The organism is Mesorhizobium sp. M3A.F.Ca.ET.175.01.1.1 (assembly GCF_004791945.1).
Lineage (GTDB): Bacteria > Pseudomonadota > Alphaproteobacteria > Rhizobiales > Rhizobiaceae > Mesorhizobium.
Window position 1 is genome coordinate 51,495 of sequence record NZ_SRTP01000017.1, and the last position, 19,361, is coordinate 70,855.

General features: G+C 61.0%; 21 protein-coding genes. 11 read left to right on the top strand and 10 right to left on the bottom strand.

The window, feature by feature from the left end:
* Nucleotides 1–139: 139 nt before the first annotated feature.
* The 4 genes from EN818_RS27475 (at nucleotide 140) to EN818_RS27490 (ending at nucleotide 2,645) form a co-directional block, all read left to right on the top strand.
* Nucleotides 140–994, top strand: a complete 855-nt coding sequence (locus EN818_RS27475; protein ID WP_189523856.1) for a site-specific integrase — start codon at nucleotides 140–142, stop codon at nucleotides 992–994.
* Nucleotides 961–1,203 (top strand): hypothetical protein, encoded by a 243-nt coding sequence (locus EN818_RS27480; RefSeq protein WP_135906012.1) that lies wholly within the window; start codon nucleotides 961–963, stop codon nucleotides 1,201–1,203. Before EN818_RS27475 ends, EN818_RS27480 begins: the two co-directional genes overlap by 34 nt.
* A gap of 78 nt (nucleotides 1,204–1,281) precedes the next feature.
* Nucleotides 1,282–1,923: a DUF1007 family protein gene (locus tag EN818_RS27485; RefSeq protein WP_135906013.1), complete on the top strand. Its 642-nt coding sequence runs from the start codon at nucleotides 1,282–1,284 to the stop codon at nucleotides 1,921–1,923.
* A gap of 8 nt (nucleotides 1,924–1,931) precedes the next feature.
* Nucleotides 1,932–2,645: a sulfite exporter TauE/SafE family protein gene (locus EN818_RS27490; RefSeq protein WP_135906054.1), complete on the top strand. Its 714-nt coding sequence runs from the start codon at nucleotides 1,932–1,934 to the stop codon at nucleotides 2,643–2,645.
* Between the two features lie 37 nt (nucleotides 2,646–2,682).
* On the opposite strand, the gene EN818_RS27495 is transcribed toward EN818_RS27490, so the two are convergent.
* The 5 genes from EN818_RS27495 to EN818_RS34495 form a co-directional block, all read right to left on the bottom strand.
* Nucleotides 2,683–3,951, bottom strand: coding sequence for an MFS transporter (locus EN818_RS27495; protein WP_135906014.1), 1,269 nt, complete (start codon nucleotides 3,949–3,951; stop codon nucleotides 2,683–2,685).
* A 3-nt stretch (nucleotides 3,952–3,954) separates the two neighbouring features.
* On the bottom strand, nucleotides 3,955–4,854 hold the full coding sequence (locus EN818_RS27500; protein ID WP_135906055.1) for a DUF1259 domain-containing protein: 900 nt from the start codon (nucleotides 4,852–4,854) through the stop codon (nucleotides 3,955–3,957).
* A 99-nt stretch (nucleotides 4,855–4,953) separates the two neighbouring features.
* Complete coding sequence (locus EN818_RS33835; RefSeq protein WP_245518894.1) at nucleotides 4,954–5,094, bottom strand: chromate resistance protein; 141 nt, start codon at nucleotides 5,092–5,094, stop codon at nucleotides 4,954–4,956.
* Nucleotides 5,066–5,422, bottom strand: coding sequence for a chromate resistance protein ChrB domain-containing protein (locus tag EN818_RS27505; protein ID WP_245518895.1), 357 nt, complete (start codon nucleotides 5,420–5,422; stop codon nucleotides 5,066–5,068). Before EN818_RS27505 ends, EN818_RS33835 begins: the two co-directional genes overlap by 29 nt.
* Nucleotides 5,419–6,390, bottom strand: a complete 972-nt coding sequence (locus EN818_RS34495) for a Fe-Mn family superoxide dismutase (RefSeq protein WP_135906015.1) — start codon at nucleotides 6,388–6,390, stop codon at nucleotides 5,419–5,421. The genes EN818_RS27505 and EN818_RS34495 overlap by 4 nt, the downstream gene beginning before the upstream one ends.
* A 96-nt stretch (nucleotides 6,391–6,486) precedes the next feature.
* On the opposite strand from EN818_RS34495, the gene EN818_RS27515 reads away from it, so the two are divergent.
* Nucleotides 6,487–7,467, top strand: a complete 981-nt coding sequence (locus tag EN818_RS27515; protein WP_189523857.1) for a chromate resistance protein ChrB domain-containing protein — start codon at nucleotides 6,487–6,489, stop codon at nucleotides 7,465–7,467.
* Nucleotides 7,468–7,486: 19 nt separating this feature from the next.
* On the top strand, nucleotides 7,487–8,902 hold the full coding sequence (chrA, locus tag EN818_RS27520) for a chromate efflux transporter (protein ID WP_135906016.1): 1,416 nt from the start codon (nucleotides 7,487–7,489) through the stop codon (nucleotides 8,900–8,902).
* Nucleotides 8,903–9,970: 1,068 nt separating this feature from the next.
* On the opposite strand, the gene EN818_RS27525 is transcribed toward chrA, so the two are convergent.
* Together EN818_RS27525 and EN818_RS27530 are read right to left on the bottom strand one after the other, a co-directional pair.
* The gene (locus tag EN818_RS27525; RefSeq protein WP_189523858.1) at nucleotides 9,971–10,423 is read right to left on the bottom strand and encodes a class I SAM-dependent methyltransferase; all 453 of its coding nucleotides are present in this window, start codon (nucleotides 10,421–10,423) and stop codon (nucleotides 9,971–9,973) included.
* 806 nt (nucleotides 10,424–11,229) lie between these two features.
* Nucleotides 11,230–11,913: an outer membrane protein gene (locus tag EN818_RS27530; protein ID WP_135906018.1), complete on the bottom strand. Its 684-nt coding sequence runs from the start codon at nucleotides 11,911–11,913 to the stop codon at nucleotides 11,230–11,232.
* Between the two features lie 527 nt (nucleotides 11,914–12,440).
* Here EN818_RS27530 and EN818_RS32895 point away from each other — a divergent pair.
* Nucleotides 12,441–12,584, top strand: coding sequence for a hypothetical protein (locus tag EN818_RS32895; protein WP_189523859.1), 144 nt, complete (start codon nucleotides 12,441–12,443; stop codon nucleotides 12,582–12,584).
* Nucleotides 12,585–12,635: 51 nt separating this feature from the next.
* Here the strand turns inward: EN818_RS32895 and EN818_RS27535 are convergent, their stop codons facing one another.
* Nucleotides 12,636–12,953, bottom strand: a complete 318-nt coding sequence (locus tag EN818_RS27535) for a YMGG-like glycine zipper-containing protein (RefSeq protein WP_067327946.1) — start codon at nucleotides 12,951–12,953, stop codon at nucleotides 12,636–12,638.
* A gap of 783 nt (nucleotides 12,954–13,736) precedes the next feature.
* Between EN818_RS27535 and EN818_RS27545 the strand changes: the two genes are divergently transcribed.
* A complete protein-coding gene (locus EN818_RS27545) occupies nucleotides 13,737–14,360 on the top strand; it encodes a hypothetical protein (RefSeq protein WP_135906020.1) in 624 nt (207 codons plus the stop codon).
* A 648-nt stretch (nucleotides 14,361–15,008) separates the two neighbouring features.
* On the opposite strand, the gene EN818_RS27550 is transcribed toward EN818_RS27545, so the two are convergent.
* On the bottom strand, nucleotides 15,009–15,434 hold the full coding sequence (locus EN818_RS27550) for a type II toxin-antitoxin system VapC family toxin (protein WP_135906021.1): 426 nt from the start codon (nucleotides 15,432–15,434) through the stop codon (nucleotides 15,009–15,011).
* Entirely contained in the window at nucleotides 15,434–15,676 is a 243-nt protein-coding gene (locus EN818_RS27555) for a type II toxin-antitoxin system prevent-host-death family antitoxin (RefSeq protein WP_135906022.1), read from the bottom strand. Before EN818_RS27555 ends, EN818_RS27550 begins: the two co-directional genes overlap by 1 nt.
* Before the next feature lie 547 nt (nucleotides 15,677–16,223).
* Here EN818_RS27555 and EN818_RS27560 point away from each other — a divergent pair.
* From EN818_RS27560 to EN818_RS27570, 3 genes are all read left to right on the top strand, one after another.
* On the top strand, nucleotides 16,224–17,426 hold the full coding sequence (locus EN818_RS27560; protein WP_135906023.1) for an ABC transporter substrate-binding protein: 1,203 nt from the start codon (nucleotides 16,224–16,226) through the stop codon (nucleotides 17,424–17,426).
* A gap of 79 nt (nucleotides 17,427–17,505) precedes the next feature.
* Complete coding sequence (locus EN818_RS27565; protein ID WP_135906024.1) at nucleotides 17,506–18,372, top strand: branched-chain amino acid ABC transporter permease; 867 nt, start codon at nucleotides 17,506–17,508, stop codon at nucleotides 18,370–18,372.
* A 7-nt stretch (nucleotides 18,373–18,379) separates the two neighbouring features.
* A complete protein-coding gene (locus EN818_RS27570; protein WP_135906025.1) occupies nucleotides 18,380–19,360 on the top strand; it encodes a branched-chain amino acid ABC transporter permease in 981 nt (326 codons plus the stop codon).
* The last annotated feature ends 1 nt before the right edge of the window (nucleotide 19,361 follow it).

Below are 19,361 nucleotides of genomic sequence, written 5' to 3' on the forward strand. Positions count from 1 at the left end.
GGCAGGGACTCGCGGTTGGACCCCGCTCTCCGGTGATGCGGCTCTTGCTCCGGTCGATGATGTCAAGGCTTTTCGCGGCTGGCAGGCGGGTGAGGATCTGCGGAACGGATCGGTTCGACCTCGGACTTGGAAGGTGGGCGTGGCGCGCCAGGAGGCGAAGCGGCTGCGCAAGGTCGTCGACCTTGGGGGCGATCCACTTGGCGACATCGAGGCGGCACGCGAGAAGGCCGCCGATGAGCGCAAGCGCAGCAAGACCGTCAACGACCTGATCGACCGGTTCAAAGAGGAGCACCTACCAGGCCTGAGGCCGGCGACTCGGAAGTTCTACGGATGTGCGTTCACGAACCACATTGCGCCGGCGATCGGAAAGAAGCGGGTCCAGGATGTCGAGCGCGGCGACGTGGAGAAGCTTTTCAAGAAGCTGACCGGCCTCGGCCAGCGGCACCAAGCCAATCAGTGCATCGTGATCACCGGCGTGCTGTTCCGCTACGCCGTCGATTGGGGCTGGCGGACCGGCGAGAACCCAGCCCGCAACATCGACAAGAACCATGGCTCTGGACGGGAGCGCTATCTCCTCCCCGCGGAAAGCCGGAGCCTGGCCAAGGCTCTCGAAGCGCTCGAAGACCGGCAGGCGGCCGCGATCTTGAAGGTGCTGCTACTCACCGGCGCCCGGGTCGGCGAGACGTGCCAGATGCGATGGGAGCAGCTCGATTTCGCGCGAGCGATCTGGACCAAGCCGGCCAGCGTGACGAAGCAGAAGCGAGATCACCGGTTGCCGTTGACGGCGCCAGTCCTCGAGGTGCTCGCCAAGATAAAGCAGGAGCAGTCGCCGAAGTCGGAGTGGGTGTTCCCGGGCCGGAGCAAGGAAGGCTATCGGAACGACATGCGCAGCGCCTGGGCGGCCGCACTCAAGGCGGCGGAGATCCAGAAGCTCAGGATGTCGCCGTCACCAGGGGAAACATGGACGGTCGGGCAGTCCAGACCTGTACGGTAAAGCTGCCCAATGTCGACCGCGCCCAATTTGAAGAACGTTTTTTCGAGCGCACGGATGCCGAGAAGATCGGCGAGCAAAGCAAGGGCAGCCAGTTATCCAGGCTCTACATATTGATCGCGGGCAACCGCAAGCAGCTGGTGCATTTGACGTCCGAGACGGTTTCGAGCAGCTCGAACGTCATCATAGTTAGTTCCATCGTCGACGAGTGACGGCCATGCGGTCGGTCCCATTTTCGCCTGTTTGGGCTGCCAGAGGTCGATACCGAAAACGATTAGGGGCGAGCGCGTATGCGGCTGACGGGTACGATTTTGGGCGCTGCGCTGCTGGCTTCGACCGCTGCTGCCGGGGCTCACCCGCACGTCTTTGCCGAGGCCAAGTTGGATGTGGGGCTCGATTCTGGCCAGAGCATCAAGACGCTGAAGCACCTCTGGCGCTTCGATGAGCTCTTTTCCTCGACGGTGCTGATGGAATTCGACAAGAACGCCGATCTCGTGCTCGACGCCAAGGAACTCGACGCCGCCGCACTTACAATCCATGCATCGCTTGCCGAATACAATTACTTCCAGATGGTCACCGTAGACGGCAAGGATGTGGCGATGACGCCGCCCACCAGACTGAATACGAGCTATCAGAACAACCAACTCGTCCTGCAGTTCGAGACCCGGCCCAAAGAAGCGCTGCCGCTTGCAGGCAAGGTCAGCATTGGCGTCTATGATCCCACATTCTACACGGCAATCGATTTCACGGACGACGAGAAGATCGCTGTAACCGGGTTACCACGGGGCTGTACCCGCGCGGTCGTGCGCCCGAATCCCGATGTGGCGATTGCCCAAAACCAGAAGCGGTTGACGGACGCTTTCTTCAATGATCCGGCAGGCATCAACCTCGGCAAGATCTTCGCGACGCGACTTGAGTTGACCTGCGCCTGATGCAACCACTGTTCCAGACGCTCATCGAATTCCAGCGCACGATCTACCTGGCCCTCGCCGACCAGATCAAATTGCTGTCCAGTGGCGGTGACTGGCTGGGCTTTATGGCGTTCCTGCCTATGGGCGTCGTCTTCGGCGCCGCCCACGCGCTCACGCCCGGTCACAGCAAGGCTGTGCTAGCGACCTATCTCGCCGGCTCGGATGCCAAGGTCGCGCGTGGCCTGCTCGTCTCCATCACCCTTTCGGTCACCCACGTCACCATCGCGGTCATCATCGCCGCGTTGTCTCTGCCACTGGTCTCGATTGCGCTTGGCAGCGTCGGCCGTGCACCGCTGCTAGAGGATGTCAGCCGCGGGCTGCTCGGGCTGATCGGCGCTTGGATGATTTGGCGGGCATTCAGCCGCGGCCATCGTCATAAGCATGAAGGCGAAGCCGTTGGGTTCATGGCCGGCCTGATCCCGTGCCCGTTAACGCTTTTCGTCATGACTTTCGCGATGTCCAGGGGCGTTCCGGTAGCGGGCCTTCTCTTTGCCGTCGCGATGATGACCGGTGTTGCACTGACCCTGTCCGCGGTCGCGGTTTTGTCGATCTTATTCCGCGAACGGCTGGTGCAGTTCTTTGAAAGCCAGCCGTGGCTTTTCGCTGCTATCTGCCGCGGCATGGAAGGCGCTGCAGGGATCGTGCTTGCCAGCGTCGCCGTCTGGCAGATCACCGCAGCTTGAGCGATTCGTCGCACGGGATCACAGTGAGTGTGCAGCCTCATCGCTCCTCCGGCGGCTTGATGTGGCGGAAGGCCCAAAGCAGGGCCAGGTCATAGAGGATCTTGAGGGCACCGCAGATCACCAGGGGCCAAGCTTCGAACCCCGCGGCAAATAGCGCTCCGGCAATGGCGGGGCTCGCGGCGGCTGCGAGGCTGCGAGGCACCGAGGTCACGCTTGCCGCCGCAGGTCGCTCCGGTGGCGTGACGACCGCCATCACATACGAGGATCGTGTCGGCACGTCCATCTGGGACAGTGCTGCGCGTACAAGAAGAAATGCCAGGGAGGCATAGAGATTCGGCACCAACGCGGCCAGGATCAGGCAAATGCTTGACGGGATGTGCGTGAAGACCATCGTGTTCACAAGCCCGATGCGCCTTGACAGCCAAGTGGCGACCGGAAATGAGACCGCCGACAGGACACCCGACCAGAAAAAGAACACCCCGGCAGTCGATAGCGAAAGTCCAAACTTGCTGAACAGCCACAAAGCCATGAGCGACTGCACGGCAAAGCCGCCGGCGAACGCATCGATGCTGAACAGCGCCGCCAGCTTGTAAACAATGGCACGCGACGGCCCAAGTGCCGCGGCGGGCCGGTCCTGTGGAGATGTTTTCGGACCGGCTGGAATGCGCGCGTACACCAGGCCCCCCGCCAAGCCAAGAACGGCATAGAGGACAAACATTGCCTTCAGCGCCGTGATCCGCGACATGCCGATCGTCACCAGGAAGTCCGGGCTGGTTGCGGCAAGTGCGCCAAGCGCTGCCGCCAGCGCGCCTAACAGGCTGTATCGTGCGAACGCCTTCGTGCGGTCCGCATCCGCGACGAGACGCGACAACACGGCATGCTCCAGCGGAACAAAGATGCTGACGCTGCCAGAAGAGGGATTGATCGTGCCGAGGAAGGCCACGAGCAGAACGACTGCATAGGTACTCGATCGTGCGTAAGCCAGCCCGGTTGCGATCATCAGGCCAGACGCAGCCAAAAGCAGGGTCCGCCGGTCTGCCCGCGCCGCCAGGAACCCGATGCCGAGCGTCAGCAGTGCCGAACCAAGCAGTGCGACCGTTGCGACCACGCCGATCTCGAGCGGTCCGAACCCCATTGAAGTCAGGTATACCGGCAAGAGCACCGCGGCAAAGCCATCGCCAAAATCCCGAAGAGCCCGCGCCGCGTAAACGTCCGCGGCGCCGCCGCCTTTCCTCTCGTAACCGGGTTGCTCGACGCCGCCAGGGCCGAGGTAGCTCCCTTCCGAGTTTTGAAGGGCTCCTGCCAAAGATCAGCTGCCCGTTTTAAGGTGTACTTGATCGAGCGCCAGCTTCAGCCCTTTGGCCAACTTACCAACATCGTCATTCGCCCAGAAATGCATGAAGAAAAGCCGGGGTTCGTCGTCGAGCATATGGTTGTGCACGGCGGTCACCTCTATTCCACTTTCCCGCAAGACTTTTAGCACCGGATTCACTTCGGAAGCGATCAAGACGAAGTCGCCGGTGATCGCGGCCTTGCCATTCCCGGTGGGCTGGAAGTTGATCGCAATCGCGGAGCCCATTGCATCCGGCACTTCCATACCGTTGTCCTTGATGGTCTCTGCACGCGGGATGCTGACCTGATAGACGCCGCCATTGACCTTACCCTTGCGGCCAAGCGCCTGGTCAATGATCGTGGTGTCGAGGTCAATCGCGTTCGAAGCCGAGGTGGCGCTCGCCGGTGCGTCTGAAAGCGGCGTGGCACTCTGCTGCAACGCCGAACGCAGCGCCATGGCCAACTTTTCCGGATCGCCATGCCCCAGCACATGCATGTACATCGTCTCCGGCTGGGCTCTCTGCAGGTGATTGTGGAGCGCCGTGACCCCGATGCCGCTTTCAACCAATTTCATCATCACCGGGCTGATCTCGGGCTCGGTCAACACGAGATCGCCCATCACCATGGCGTCGTGGTCGCCCATGGATTTGAATGCCAGCCACGAGCCGAGCGCCAACGCTGGTTTGAGCTGCACGCCGTCGAGAGTGACCTTCAGATCGGAACGCGGCAGCCCGACCCGGTAAACGCCGCCTGATACCTCTGTGCCAGACTTACCCAGCGCCTTTGCCACCGCCTTCCAGTCAGGTGCGGCGAGGGAAGACGGTGCAACTCCGAGGGAAGCTGCCAAGGTGAGGCCAGCTATGATTTTTCCACGCATCATTTTGCTCCTGTGGTCAGCCCCAGGTGCCCAAATGGAAAACGTCCGCCGTTCCGAAATGGGATGACGCTCGCGGAATTGTGATGCCGCGCGCGGTCGTCAGGCCGCCGGCTTTTCCGCCGGAGGCCAGCTGTGCTTCTCGGCCTTTCGGCCCGAGGCCCAGGCATAGAGGGCGTCGTAAATAATAAACCCATGCTTCAGGACCATTTGATCATCCGGTGTCACGTCCCGAAGCCCCATCGAGATGGCCAGCAGCCCGGCCGACTGAGGGGTGAGGTCGTGCCTGTCGGTGTCTGCCTCCGCGCACGATCGCGGCGATCGTTACGATGGCGGAGTCACTATCCAGCCCATACTTCGAGACGAAAGTGTCAAAGCTGCAACCGTCGCCCACATGCGTAAATTCAACGTTGGGAACGTCATAGGGCGTGGCGCCCGTCTCCTGTGCAACCCGCACCACCTGGTCCGGGGCGACGAATAGGAACTCAGGATCCTTGTCGATGAAGCGCGCGATCAGCCAGGGGCAAGCGATGCGGTCGATGACCGGACGTTCGCGAGTAACCCATTTCATGATGCAGTCCTCCCTTCTGGCGGGTTGAACGGTACGGTCGGCGCGCCGATAGCGTGCCAGGCGGCGAGGCCGCCGGAAAGCGTGCGCACATCCAGACCGCGGCCGCGCAGTTCGGCAGCGGCGTCACCGCTGACCTGAAAACCGTAGATGCAGTAGATGATTATCTGCTTGTCGCTCGGCAGTTGGCCTGCCCATTCGCCAATTCTTTCCGGGGCGCGGATTGTTGCGCCAGGGAGCATATCGGTGCGCTTGGGTAAATCCTCGGCGAGACAAACGTCGAGAAGGAAAATGTCCTCGCCACTATCCAAGCGGTTCCGCAAGTCCTCGGGGGCAATGGCCCCACGTAGCGCGTCGAGCGCCTCGCCGGTCGTCTCGTCCACTCGACTTGTCGCTTGACCAAAGCGAACGCCAATACGGTCCCAATGGATGTTCTTCATGAAGGCATCGACATAGGCGCCAGCCTTTGCGCCGAAATCGATGTGATAGGCATGCTCATACATGTCGAGGGCGAGGACCGGCACGCTGCCGGCCAGAAAGTTGGTATGGTCTGTTCCGCACTGGATCATCAGCCGCCGATGCCGTTGCGACCAGGTGAGCAGCGTCCAGCCCGATCCGCCAGCCTGGGCCTTTGCGCAGGCCGCAAACTGCGTACGCCAACGAGCGACGCTGCCGAAGTCCCGCTCGAGCGCTGCCCCGAGATCTCCGCCCGCGTCGCCAGAACCGCCCAGCCCGTCGAAGTAGATCTCGTGGAGGATGGCTGAGTTGGCCGCGATCAGTTCCTCGCGCTTCAGGCCGTTGATGTCAAAAACCGGAGCGGCAACCCAATCGGGTTGATCTAGGCGGCGCTCGATCGCATTCAGCCGACGGACCGCGCCTCCGTAGTTGTTCTCGTAATGGCTGGTGAGGAGCCGTTCTGAGAGACCATCGAGGCGGGGCGGCTTGAATGGCAGCGGCATGATCCGGTGCATGGCGTCCTCCCCTGGCTATGCGGTGAAGACGCTACACCCCACAGCAATATGATACAAGTGTTGCATTTCGCGTTTTTGAAATGATACACTTTATGCATGAACGACGGCCTACCGGACGAGCAGCGCTGGCTGCTGCTGATTCACCAACTGCCAAGCAAGCCAGCCTACCCCAGGGTGAAGGTCTGGCGGCGTCTTCAAGGCCTTGGGGCGGTAGCCGTCAAAAATACGGTTTATGCGCTGCCAGCGAACGCTGAGACCCAGGAAGATTTCGAATGGCTTCTGAAGGAGATCGTCGAAAGCGGAGGCGAAGCCATGATCTGCGAAGCCCGTCTCATCGACGGCCTGTCAGATGGCCAAGCGCGAGCACTCTTCGACGCTGCCCGTGATGAGGACTACGATGCGATCACCGATGAGGCCAAAGCCCTGTCGACACAGCTTGAAGCGGCTGCGACAGCCGGAAACCGATCTGATTTCGGTCCCCAGGCGGCCCGCCTGCGAAAGCGACTGACTGACGTCGCAGCGATCGACTTCTTCGGGGCGACCGGCCGGCTTTCGGCAGAGAGTCTGATCGCTGAACTGGAGCGCAGTCTTGCAGAGGACATAGAGATGGCCAAACAGCATCCTGAAACGTCCGCGCAGGCAGCGCAGCTCCAGGGCAAGATCTGGGTTACGCGAAAGGGCGTGCACGTCGATCGCATCGCCTGCAGTTGGCTGATCCGCCGTTTCATCGATCCCGATGCTGTCATCCGTTTCGTCCCGGGAAAGAGCTACGTCCCGAAAGAGGGAGAACTGCGTTTCGACATGTTCGAAGGTGAAATCACCCACGAAGGAGATCGCTGCAGCTTCGAGGTCCTCTTGGCCCGGGCGGGCTTGGACGATCCGGCGCTCCAGGCCATCTCCGAGATCGTCCACGACATAGACCTGAAGGATTCCAAGTTCGGGCGTGAGGAAACGGCCGGCATCGCCAGCCTCGTTGCCGGCATCTGCTCGGCCAACGAGCAGGACGAGCAGCGCATCGCTCACGGTGCCTCGGTGTTCGACAACCTCTATCAGTATTTCGGCACCAAGCGCGGCTGACCGGCAGGAGGAGCAGGCAATGAATGAGATCAAAAACTTGAATGTCGCTCCAGCCACATCCACAAGCGTACCTTCACACGGGATACCCTTCAGCGACGCAGTTCGCGTCTGGGCCCGCGTCGCCGCGTTAAGCTTTGGTGGCCCTGCTGGACAGATCGCGGTGATGCACAGGATCATTGTGGAGGAAAAGCGCTGGATCGGAGAAAATCGCTTTCTCCAGGCGTTAAACTATTGCCATCTCCTGCCAGGTCCGGAAGCACAGCAACTCGCCATCTACATCGGCTGGCTCCTGCACAAGACAAAGGGCGGGCTGGTTGCGGGCATGCTCTTTGTGTTTCCAGGCGCCGTTGCCATCATGGCCCTTAGCTGGGTGTATGCCATTTTCGGCAATGTGGTGGCGATTCAAGCGCTGTTCTTCGGGCTGAAAGCCGCAGTTCTAGCCATCGTGATCGAAGCCGTGCTCAGGATCGGCCGGCGCGCGTTGAAGAACAATGTCCTGAGGGGACTCGCCCTAGCGGCCTTTGTCGCGCTGGCACTCTTTCATATCCCGTTCCCAATGGTCGTTCTTGCAGCCGCACTTATCGGCTATTTCGGCAATCGAGCCGGTTGGCCCGCGTTTGCGTCAGGCGGTAACCATGCCAAGGTTGGCGGCAAGCAAGTCGCCGATGCCGATACAGCACTTGGCGAGGAGACTCCCGCCCACGCGCGTCCCTCGACCGGCTGGTCGCTCAAGGTTGCCGGTGTCTTCTTGGTGCTGTGGCTCGCACCCACTCTCGCGCTGTGGGCGATGTTCGGGCAGGGAAATGTCTTTACGGATATCGGCTTTTTCTTCTCAAAGACGGCTGCCGTATCCTTCGGTGGCGCCTATGCGGTTTTGGCTTACGTGGCGCAGCAAGCCGTAGACCACTATGGCTGGCTGAGGCCTGGCGAAATGCTGGATGGGCTTGGCATGGCTGAGACAACGCCAGGCCCACTCATCATGGTCACGCAGTTCGTCGGCTTCATGGGGGCGTACAGATCGCCAGGCTCCATGTCGCCGCTGCTCGCGGGCACGCTCGGCGGCCTTCTCACGACATGGGTGACCTTCGTTCCCTGTTTCCTATGGATATTCCTAGGGGCTCCCTACATGGAAGCGCTGCGCAGCAACAAGGCGCTATCCGCGGCGCTGGCAGCAGTCACAGCAGCGATTGTTGGCGTAATTTTGAACCTGGCTCTTTGGTTCGCACTTCATGTCCTATTTCGACAGACTTTTGAAGCGCACGGACTGGGGACGACTGTCGATTTGCCAGTGCTAAGCTCCGTCAATGTCGCATCGCTGGCACTGACAGTGGGCGCGATGATTGCTGTCTTCCGCTTCAAGATCGGCATGCTCTCTGTTCTCACCGCTTGCTCAGTCCTAGGCTTATTCTACGGGTTGCTAGAAGGAGCGGGATAACAGACTTCACGCTTAGGACGGTGGTCGATCTCTAGGGATTTGTTGAAGCGAGGAAGCTTTTCGAGATAGGGCCGGGCCACTCTCGCTGATTATTGAGAACGACGGTCAATTGCGATCGTGACCATTAAACGTCAGCTTCTAGCCCATTCCGACAAACGAACAGTCCGCTTTCGGCCCCTTGCAGCCATAGTCTCCTGCGCCGTTTCGTGCCCGCATCCGCGTTCGACAAGAACCTGCGGAAGCAGCTCGGGCTGCCGGCCTGAAGTAAAGAATGGGATGTGCGGCCGAAGCCTCAAGGCGCCAACTGCGGTGGCAAGCGCGTCACGCCCACCTGACGCGTCATCGAAAATCGCTGTAGCGCAGATTTACAAACCGTTGAAACGGCCAGGGAGACCAAAAAGGCCCGGCGCAGAGGGGTGATTCAGGCACCGGGCCAGGGATTGGGCATGCAGACTAGCACAGCATGCCGCTTACGAGCTTGCGCGAATGTCATGAACAATTGATGAAGGGTGAAAGGCCGACAGCGATCGCCGGGAAGGAAACGGATGCTGCAATTTGCGGTATGCTCATTTCTATGAGCGATCCTGTTACAGTCTTTCATGGCGGTCCGAATAGTGGTTGTTTTGGCGCTTCTTGTCGCCTTCGCCTACGGCTTCGCAAAACTCGTGGAGCGCTATGGCGGCGTCAGCGATCAGCCCTCGTCGTGTGAGCAATTGCCGGACCTGGGTTGCCCCGGTCCGAACACATCGCCTGCTACTCGCCCAAATGCTCCTTAGCTACGTTTCCCGGACGGGCTGGCGAAAAGGCGAAGACGTCTGGGCTGGGGCGAGCATGTGCACAAGCGTGAGCCGGCGACGAGAAGGAGCGGGCGATCCTAGCCGTGGCGACGGCTCCAGCCATGCCACTGCCGAGAAGATGTTCCGGGATAAGGCAAGGTGACTTCCATCCGGCGACATCACGGTGAGATAAGCGAAGAGGGCCGCGGTTCGCCTGTTCGACCTGAATGACTCCGATCCCGAGAAGATCGACATGCTCGCACACTACGGGGCGGCGAAGCGCATCTAACGTTTATCGACGTTGGCCAGCGTTTGCGGCGCGGGGGCTCAGGGGGTATGATCTACCCGTAAGATCGTCAACTCCTGAACTGGCCCGGCGGCTTCGGCTTCCGGGCCTTTTTCGTCTCAAATGGCGATCCCTGTGATATGCAGCGTCGAAGACACCAAAACGCGCATCCGTGGGCAGGACCCGCGCAACCTCCGAAAATAGTGCGCTCTTGCGCTCCTTAACATGCAGCCAGCCGGAGAGGACATTGCCGGCTTCGACGTAGTCTCGGGTGAGATCGATGCCGGACGCCTGGCAACCGTACTGCGCAGCGATCTGCCGCGCCGGTCCGCCGAGGCCGCAGCCGATGTCGAGCACCCGATCCCCAGCGGTGAGCGCAAGTTGCGCTGCCAGCTCTGCCGTCGCGGCACGGCCGCCGATGTGGAACTCGTCCACCGGCGAGAGATCCTCGGCGGTCACCGCTTTCGGTCTTCCCCATCGCGGCAAGGCCATCGCGGATATCCGCGACGAGGCTGCTTCGCGCGTAGTGGTCAGCAACCTGTGAACGCGACGCTGATTCCATGATCATCGCCCTTTGGGGCAGCCTCGCGGATACCTCTGCGCCACCGCCCGCTTCCGTCAGCGCAATCGGCCGTTCCCCGAGCTCGGTCCGCCTGTGATAGCATTTGATCCACGTTCAAGCCATCGCGCGGCAGCGCGCCCAGGCGGCCACACGGCGGGCAGTACTGGGCGTCCGGACACTCATGGGAGCGCGGCGGTCGCAGACAGTCGGCCTAATCTAATTGCACCGGTCGAGATTATTGCCCGAAGGCGGGATGCCTGCACTAGTTTTCAACTGGCTCTGGCGGGAATTCAGGGCTTGAACTAACGCGCCTTGCCCGTACACGTCGGCCTTTGGTGAGCAGCAGCGCTGACCTCTGAAATGCGGCGAATGCATCGACCCGTTTCCAGCGAGGGGCGGCAATACGCTCTTGCTGCTCACGGATGTGTCGACCACCCGAGCCAGACTTGCCCCCGCACCACCACAATATCATCAGCGAGCGCCATGCCCTCACGCCTGTTCGCAAGGCGGTTCCCGTAGATATGCGCTGCGTCTATCCGAGCGGCCCGTCCCCCTCCGCTCTCTTAGCAAAAAGCCCGTCGGTCTCTCCCGCGACGGCGAGCTTTCGCAGAATCGACCTGACCCCGGCCCCAGCGGCAAGACGCCAGCGCCTCGAAATTAGCGGATTACGCTACTGCGGCAGTTGGCCTAAGCCAGTCAGGATTTAGAAATGATAATTGATGCCGATGCGAACCGTGTCGAAATTGATGCGGTCCTGGGACGGATCCGGCGGGTTGGTGGTCGGGAAAGACGGCGTGCCAAGGTCGACATGCAGATATTCGGCCTTGAGCGATATTTGCTGGTTCATGGCCCATTCGACGCCGGCGCCGGCACTCCAGCCCCAGCGTGTATCGCTGTAGCCGCAAGTCGGACCAATGCCGCATGCGCCGAGATCGGCCGAGCCCTTCACATGGCCGACGGCAAAGCCGCCTGTGGCATAGGGAAGAAAATTCTCGAAGGCATAGCCTATGCGCGCCCGGCCGGTGCCGAACCAGTCCACCTTGGCGGTACAGCCCTCAATGCCGCACGGCGGCACAAAAGGAACCATGAGAACGCTGCCGTCCAAATCGGCATAGCTGATGTCGGCTTCTACACCGAAAACAAACTGATCTTGCTGCCAGTTGTAGCCGGCAATCAACCCGCCAACAAAGCCGTTGGAATCGAAATCGACCGAGCTTCCAAAGTAATGATAGCTGTCGGACTTCCAGCCGTAGCCGGCGACGCCGCCGATATAGGCACCCGACCAGTTGATGGCTTCAGCCGGGGCGACCGCTACCGCATCGGCGGCAATTGCGGACCCGGTCAGCAAAGCCAGCAGACCGGCAAACAAAAAGGACAGCGAGCGCATCGAAAAACCCCAGCGAAAAACCGACCTCCAACTTATCAGCGACTGCTGATCAGTGATGTATTATTTGTGCAACATACCCAGGCTTTCGGAGCTGAAGCGACACCCGTCAGGAATCGGTTTCGGAAACATGAGCCTGGGGCTTGCGGCCGACTCTGCCTGCCAGACAACTCCCCCAAGGTCACCCCAAGCTGGGCCTAGCCCGCAAATCCTGTGTCACACTAGGATAGCAGGCCGGACGCCTAGGTTCCGATCCGGCGCCATCGCTTTGAGTCACTGCAAGGCAGTTGCTCCGCTACGCCAGCTTGTTCTCAAGCAAATCTCTAAAGGACACACCCCGGTCACCCGGTTGGGTACGTGGCGCGGTGAGCCTTGGGCAGGAGCCGGGCCGCAGTAGGGCGGCAGGCATCCGGGAGCCCGTTCGACCTCATCGGCGGGGCTCGTGCAAGCCAACGTCGAACTGGCATGGGGCTGACCATGATTTTCCCTTCGCAGAGGGTACGCTCGGCGAGAAATTGGAGGCCGTAACGATGCGCCACGCGGCGACCGTTACGAAGATGCCGCTGGCCAAAAAACAGATTTGCGGCAAGGCGCTGCCATGCTCGATGGCAGGTTCCGCAGCTGAAACACGAGATAAAGCCACTGCCGCTGAACTGCGGCCAGTAGCAAAGTGAGCAAAGACGGGGAGCCCGCGCCACGGGCACCCCTCCCTTAGCATCCTGAACTCAATAATCGCCGTTGTAATAGCGGTCGTCGCAGGGTGCGGTATAGATACGGCCGTAGCGGTCCTGATAGCGGCAGAGTTGTTCGCCGCGGCGCTGCGGGGTGGTGGCGCTGCCGACCACCGCGCCGAGCAGCGCGCCGCTCGCCGCGCCGATGACAGTGCTCTTGGTGTTACCGCCGATCGCCTGGCCCACAAGCGCGCCGCCAGCGCCGCCGATCAGCGCGCCGGTGGTGGCCCGCTGCTGGCCCTCGGTCTGTGTCTCGCATCCGGCAAGTGCTGCGGTCATCAACACTGCCACGAAAACCTTCTTGATCATCATCTCCAGAACTCCTTCGAAGCCCCAAAGACCAAAAGAAACAGGGGCGTACCTGGCCGAACTGGGCTCGCATTGCGGCGGAACGGCGGCGCGCCTGCTCACGAACTGAGTCATGGTTTCCCGGCTGTTGAACAGCATGGTGGCCAAAACGGAAACGCTCAGGCCCCTGAGTTTACGCCCTTCGTGCCGCTGGGGTAAAATTGGTAAAATCTATGCCGGCCCGCCAATGGTGGTGCAAGCCGCCGTTACTTTAGACAAACCGTAGTTGCTAGATCCAATGTTTGCAGCGGGCTGATGCGGGCCAGCCGAAGTTCTAACATGTTCGGGCTGCTACGTCAGGTTTTGCCGAGCCGACAGGTCGAGATGGTAGAGGCCGTGATCGCGCTGGAAAGGGTTAAGCTCAATACCGCCAGGGTGTTTGTCGTACTCACACCGCAGTCACAGCTAACCAACCTCGATCCCGAGGAAGCAGTTCGCCGGCATCGCTCCCGGGCAGTTTTCCGCTATGGAAGCCGAGTTCGCCGAGTTGAGCAGGGGATTCCGGAATGCCGCCGAGCGCAGTGGCGCCTGCAGCCTCGAGCATGGGCGGCGAGGGGCTATGTCAACCGACTGATGGACAGCGCCAGGGTGGTGAGATATCTTGCCCATGACTCCCGTGCCAACTTGGGTGCTTTCAGATGCTGTTGGAGACGGCACGCAGCTGACCGCTCTGCGCCCAGCAACAGAACTGGCGCTTGCGGTCTCAGCTCGCGTTGAGTCCGTTGGCGAAGACACTAGGTAAAGGGCATGCCTGGGCGCCGAAAAGTCGATCCAAATGAAAAGCTGATTGCAGAGTGGCCGCTTTCCCCGGCGGCAACGCTTGGATCGTCGATGCGGGCGAGGGGCATTTTCCTCGAGATGCGCGCTCGTCTCCCGACGGCGTTGAAAAAGCTGCTTCACATCGAATCCAGGGTGCTTACGCTGCGACTGCCGGAAGGCTCGGATGCTGATGTTGAAGCGGCCTCTGCGATTATCTCCGAGGCCATGACGGGAATAGAAGACCTGCCCGTGATCCCGCGCGAAGTCGAAGACATCCTGACGATCTCCACAAGCGAGCGGCAACGCTGGCTGAAGGACGGCCGTTTGCGAAGCGCTGGGACAAGAACGGTCAAACTGCGCGGGCGCGCTAGGAAAATCACCTTCCACGTGTTCGATCCACGCCAGATCGAAGATGTGCTTGACGGCGATCTGGTCACCGTCTGGCGCGAGGAAGATGCGGCGAAAGCTGCCGAGAACCGGCGCCGCGCTGCCGCAAAGGCGGCTTTAAAGCGGGTAAAAAAGAGCGCCGTGGGCAACGACAGCCACGACGAGATATCTCAATCCGAACTCCGCGGCTGGGAAGAGTTCGAGAGCGAGGGACTTCTGCGTTGATTGGAGGGGCGCATCACATCAGCAGCTTTTCGGAGGGCGCGCCCCGAGACCGTTCTGCGGGATTGCGCCTCAGGGCAGACAACCGTTTTCAGTGGCACCGAGACGTGCAGCCCGCCACGTCGCGCATGTCGTCAGATAGGGCCAGTGCTCTCCGAAGGGCTTCGGTTCCCGCCTTGAAGGACGCGGCAGGACGCCTGAACGCGCCCGACTGCAGGCCATGCCTTAGAAGACTGCGCAAGGCGCTGCAAGTCGGCCTCACCCATCCCCGCCAAAGGTGGGCGACAGCCATAGCCTTCCCCTGCGCATCGCAAGACGCATTAACCAATGTTAGGAGTCGCAAAATGATCGTCGGGTGTTGCAGAAGCGCATCCGGTGCCCTGCAGTGAGCCTCATGCCTCGCCCTAATCGCCAAATAAAGGCCTGGCGACCGCGAGCCAAGTGGAGGATGGCGGGAGGAGTTTGGGCCCGACATTCGGCAGCGCTGGTTTTAAATGGCGGGGCTTTGGCCGTAGCGGTGGAGATCCTCGTGCAACCGGTCAAGCAACCACCGGCGCCCGCGCTAAGCCCGTGCTACCACGCCCCTCAGCCGCGGTCAGCTCGAACGCTTTCTGAAGGAGTGCAATTGATTGCTGAGGTCTTTCATCCAAGTCATGCCAGCAGTTGTGTTGGCACGCCAAGTACCGGCCCTGCGGATGCAAGCCGTTGGTCGAGGGTGTACACCATCGCGCCATGCTCCGACGCAGTCGCGAGATGCAACGCGTCGCCGGCACGAAGCCCCAGCGTATGCTGATCGATGAACTTCGCCGCGGCTCGAAACTGCCCGCTCGTGACCGAACGCACGGTGAAGCTCTCGGCGACCAACTTGTTGAACATTGCCAGCGCTGCCGCGCGCTGCTCCAAATTGATCTGCCCGGTTCGTAGCTTGATCGCCATGGCAGAGGACATCTCGGTGATCGTCCAATCGCTAATCAGAAGCTGAGCGGGATTCTGCTCCGCGAGCCACATTTGGGCGCGCGAAGTCATCGCTTCATTCGAGAGCGCCGCGACGATCACCGACGTGTCGAGATAGAGCATCAGTAGCGATCGCCGTCTCGCATCGACCGTACCAGATCAGCGGCACCCTTCACCTGCGGTGGCATGGTTGCCGTCAGGGATCGGAGCAGGGCCGCATCGATCCGCATGCGTGGCCTGGCCACTGCCGTGAGGCGCGCGACCGGCTTGCCGCGCCGGGTGATATCGATCGAATCCCCAGCCTCAACTCGGTCAACGAGCTCGCTCAGATGTGCTTTGGCGTCCGCGAGATTGATCGCGTTCATGTCGTCCTCTTGACCATGTAGATGGTCATATAGCGCATGGGACTTAGAAAATCCACTTATAGATGTCACGCGACGCGCTCTGGTCCGCAGACAGCTCTGCGCCGCACATCAGAGATTCAGGCCCCCCGCGACTTGACGCAATGGGCGCTCAACTCCGGTTGCCAAGGAAACCGTGACTGCGGTGCCGTTCCGCATGAATCCAGGTGTGCTCGATAAGAAATTCCAGGGTCGAGCTACGAAATAGGGATGCCGACAGATCGAGTTCTGGTGCCGGGAGGAGCCGAGGCGTCCGGCCTTGATGCTCATCCGCCCGTCTCACGTTTGTTGGCAGAAATTGCTCACGAATGGCCCCTTCTTCTCTCGGATGGTCACGGGCGTGATCTCCTTCGCAAGCCGGCGATGCCCGCCCGCAGAGTCGGATGTCCGGCTTATTGTATACAAAATCTGAGAAAGATGTTGACAATCTCCCGCCGACGGGTTCCCCTTAGGACATCCGCGCAGCCAATGAGCAAAACACAAAGCGCGATAACCAGAAGGGGAACTGCAGATGATCAACAGACGCTCGACTCTGAAATCGATGGTGCTTGGCGCTGTCTCGATCCTGGCGATTGCCGCGGCGGGCACGCTGTCCGCGCAGGCTGAGAACAAGGAACTGAAAATCGGTTTTGTTGGCGTCACCAGCGGCCCCGCCGCCGCCTGGGGCACATCGAACGTCCGCTCGATGCAAACGCGTGCCGCCTGGCTTAACGAAAAAGGTGGCGTCAAGATCGGCAACGACACCTACAACATCAACATCGTCACCTTTGACGACCAGAAGGATCCCAAACGCGCCATCGCCGGCATGGAGAAGATGGCACAGGAGGGGATCCACTATGTGGTCGGACCGAATGTCGATGACGGCGCGGCCGCGGTGCGGCCGGTCGCCGAGTCGAGTGGCATCATGTATTTCCCCTACGCTTTCCCCAAAGCGCTCTACCAGAAGCCAGCGTCGAACGCCGTGCTTGGCATGATCGCCAATTATCAGTCAGGCCCGGCGATCTACAAATATCTCAAGGAAAACAAAGGTGTGAAGTCGATCGCCTTTGTTGCCGCGAATGAATCGGATCCGCTCAGCCAGCGTGACAGCGGCGTCGAGGCGGCGAAGGCTCTCGGGCTCGACGTCGTCGCGCAGAACGACACCTACCAGAACGACACCCGCGACTTCACGCCTGTGCTGACCCCGATCGTCGCGCTGAAGCCCGATCTCCTGGTGCTGTCTGGCGTGGCGCCGGCCAACGCGCCGCTGCTCATCCGCGCCGCCCGCGAGCTCGGCTTCGAGGGTTTGATCTCGACCGAGACGGCGCAGGACGCCAAGGTTCTGGAGGAGGGCGCCGGCGAATACGCCAACGGCTTCATCTCCGTCGGCGGCGCCTCCACGCCGGAGATCGCGTCGGACGAGATGAAGGAATTCGTCGCCCGCTACACCAAGATGTTCGGCGAGTATAACGACGAGTCGAACACCAAGGTCTACGCTCTGGAGTACATTATCGACACGCTGAAGGCCAATCCGGCCGCCATCAACAATGTCGACGAATTCAAGAAGACCATGGACACCTTCTCGGCGCCCAATCCCTTCCTGAAGGGCGATGCCAAGCTTACCTATGTCGGCTCGACCTCCTTCGGCCAGAAGCGTCAGCTCGCCGTGCCGATGGTGGTCAACGAGTATAAGGACGGCGCTTTCCAGACCCTGTTCGTCGGTTCCGTCGACTAGGGTCAGGTTCCTAAGTTACTTCCTCCCGAATGCCGGGGTCCGGGCGATGCTCGGACCCCACGGAAGATCGAAGGGATCCATGGAACAGGTCATCGCCAACGGATTATATCTCGGTGCCCAATATGCGCTGATCGCGCTGGGGCTTACCCTGATCTTCGCCCTGATGAATGTGCTCAATTTCGCCCATGGGCAGATGTACGTTCTGGGCGGGTTTATCACCTACACCGTCTACGGCCAGCTCGGCCTGCCTTTCGTCGTGGCGCTGCTGGCGTCCGGTGTGACGCTCGCCGTGATCGGCGCGCTGATGGAGAAATTCCTCTTCCGTACCGTCATCAGGCGCAGTCATCGCGAGGAGAGCACCATGCTGCTCGCGGCTGCGACGGCCTTTTTCTTAGACGCCGTCATCCTGCTCATGTTCGGCGAGAAGCAGCGCGGCGTGCCCAAGATCGTCAAGGGCGTCTTCAATGAGGCCGGCATCATCATGCCTTATGACCGCTTGGTCGTCGGCGCGCTGGCCATTGTTTTCATAGCGGCGTTTGTCCTCTATATGCAATACAGCCGGGTCGGCCGCGCCATGCGCGCGCTCGCTCAGGACCGCGTCGCGGCCCAGCTGATGGGAGTCCGGGTCGACCGCTATTCCATGATCGGTTTTGCGCTTGGCGCGATGCTGGCCGGCATCGTCGGCGGCCTGCTGGTCACCATCACCGGCGTCAATTCCGGCATCGGCGGCCCGATCTCGATCAAGGCCTTCCTGATGGTGATGATCGGCGGTGCCGGTGTTGTCGGCGGTGCGATTGCCGGCGGCTTCATCCTCGGCATGATGGAATCGGTCGGTCTCACGGTGCTGCGCCAATATGGCGACGTCACCTACCTCGTCATTTTCGCCGCCCTCATGGTCTTCCTGTCGATCCGCCCCAATGGGCTGATGGGCAAACCGTGGGGTTGAGAGCGACATGACCCGCAATCGCAACATGAAAATCGCTTCGGTCGCGGCCTTCCTGGCGATCGTCTTCATCGTCGTACCGGCCGCGATCTCCGTAAGCGGCCGCATCGACCTCTACTACACACTGACCTCGGTGGCGCTGCTCAGCATCGCCAGCGCCGGCGTGTGGCTCACCTTCTATATCGGCCGCATCAACATCGGCCAGGGCGCCTATGCGCTGATGGGCGGCTATGTCTCGGCCATCCTGGTGATGAACCACGGCTGGTCGTTCTGGCTGACGCTTCCCGTGGCCGGTCTGTTCTGCGCGGCGGCAAGCGTGCTGATCGGGCTGCCGATCCTGCGGCTGCGCGGCGTCTATTTCGCCATGGTGACGCTGACGCTGACCGAGGTGGCGCGGCTGCTCGCGCTGGCACTGCCGATCACCAATGGCGCCAAGGGCATCGTCAGCATCCCGCTGCCCGGCGCGCTGTCGGTCTTCGGTAACACCCTGGTCCCTGATTTCGCCACGCTGCAGAATTCGCGGCTCGCTTTCTACCTGCTGGCTGTCTCGCTGATGGTGATCTGCTTCGGCGTGATGTATCGGCTGGTCAATTCGCGCATCGGCAAGCTTTGCCAATCGCTGCAGCAGAACGAGGAGCTTGCTTCTTCGATCGGCGTCAACATCGCTTACCTGCGCGTCATCGCCTATGCCGTCTCCTCCTTCTTCGGCGGCGTTGCCGGCGCCATCTTTGCGGCGATCTCGCAGTCGATCTATCCGTCGAGCTTCACTGTGACCGATTCGGTAAACTTCATGCTGAACTGCTTCCTCGGCGGCCTCGGCTACGTGTTCGGGCCGATGCTCGGCACGCTGGTGCTCTATTTCGGCTGGGACCTGTTGTTTCAGACCGGCCAGTTCCAGCTCCTGATCTATTCCGGACTGATGATCGTGCTGATGCTGGTGCTGCCCAACGGGCTGCTCAGCCTCACGGTTCCGACCCAAAAGAAGGCTTGAG

What these genes read in the sequence shown, in the direction of transcription:
- EN818_RS27480 (WP_135906012.1), top strand. Translation starts at nt 961, where the DNA reads ATGGACGGTCGGGCAGTCCAGACCTGTACGGTAAAGCTGCCCAATGTC.
- EN818_RS27485 (WP_135906013.1), top strand. Translation starts at nt 1,282, where the DNA reads ATGCGGCTGACGGGTACGATTTTGGGCGCTGCGCTGCTGGCTTCGACC.
- EN818_RS27500 (WP_135906055.1), bottom strand. Translation starts at nt 4,854, where the DNA reads ATGCGTGGAAAAATCATAGCTGGCCTCACCTTGGCAGCTTCCCTCGGA.
- EN818_RS33835 (WP_245518894.1), bottom strand. Translation starts at nt 5,094, where the DNA reads ATGGGGCTTCGGGACGTGACACCGGATGATCAAATGGTCCTGAAGCAT.
- EN818_RS27505 (WP_245518895.1), bottom strand. Translation starts at nt 5,422, where the DNA reads ATGAAATGGGTTACTCGCGAACGTCCGGTCATCGACCGCATCGCTTGC.
- EN818_RS34495 (WP_135906015.1), bottom strand. Translation starts at nt 6,390, where the DNA reads ATGCACCGGATCATGCCGCTGCCATTCAAGCCGCCCCGCCTCGATGGT.
- EN818_RS27515 (WP_189523857.1), top strand. Translation starts at nt 6,487, where the DNA reads ATGAACGACGGCCTACCGGACGAGCAGCGCTGGCTGCTGCTGATTCAC.
- chrA (WP_135906016.1), top strand. Translation starts at nt 7,487, where the DNA reads ATGAATGAGATCAAAAACTTGAATGTCGCTCCAGCCACATCCACAAGC.
- EN818_RS27530 (WP_135906018.1), bottom strand. Translation starts at nt 11,913, where the DNA reads ATGCGCTCGCTGTCCTTTTTGTTTGCCGGTCTGCTGGCTTTGCTGACC.
- EN818_RS32895 (WP_189523859.1), top strand. Translation starts at nt 12,441, where the DNA reads ATGCGCCACGCGGCGACCGTTACGAAGATGCCGCTGGCCAAAAAACAG.
- EN818_RS27535 (WP_067327946.1), bottom strand. Translation starts at nt 12,953, where the DNA reads ATGATGATCAAGAAGGTTTTCGTGGCAGTGTTGATGACCGCAGCACTT.
- EN818_RS27545 (WP_135906020.1), top strand. Translation starts at nt 13,737, where the DNA reads ATGCCTGGGCGCCGAAAAGTCGATCCAAATGAAAAGCTGATTGCAGAG.
- EN818_RS27550 (WP_135906021.1), bottom strand. Translation starts at nt 15,434, where the DNA reads ATGCTCTATCTCGACACGTCGGTGATCGTCGCGGCGCTCTCGAATGAA.
- EN818_RS27555 (WP_135906022.1), bottom strand. Translation starts at nt 15,676, where the DNA reads ATGAACGCGATCAATCTCGCGGACGCCAAAGCACATCTGAGCGAGCTC.
- EN818_RS27560 (WP_135906023.1), top strand. Translation starts at nt 16,224, where the DNA reads ATGATCAACAGACGCTCGACTCTGAAATCGATGGTGCTTGGCGCTGTC.
- EN818_RS27565 (WP_135906024.1), top strand. Translation starts at nt 17,506, where the DNA reads ATGGAACAGGTCATCGCCAACGGATTATATCTCGGTGCCCAATATGCG.
- EN818_RS27570 (WP_135906025.1), top strand. Translation starts at nt 18,380, where the DNA reads ATGACCCGCAATCGCAACATGAAAATCGCTTCGGTCGCGGCCTTCCTG.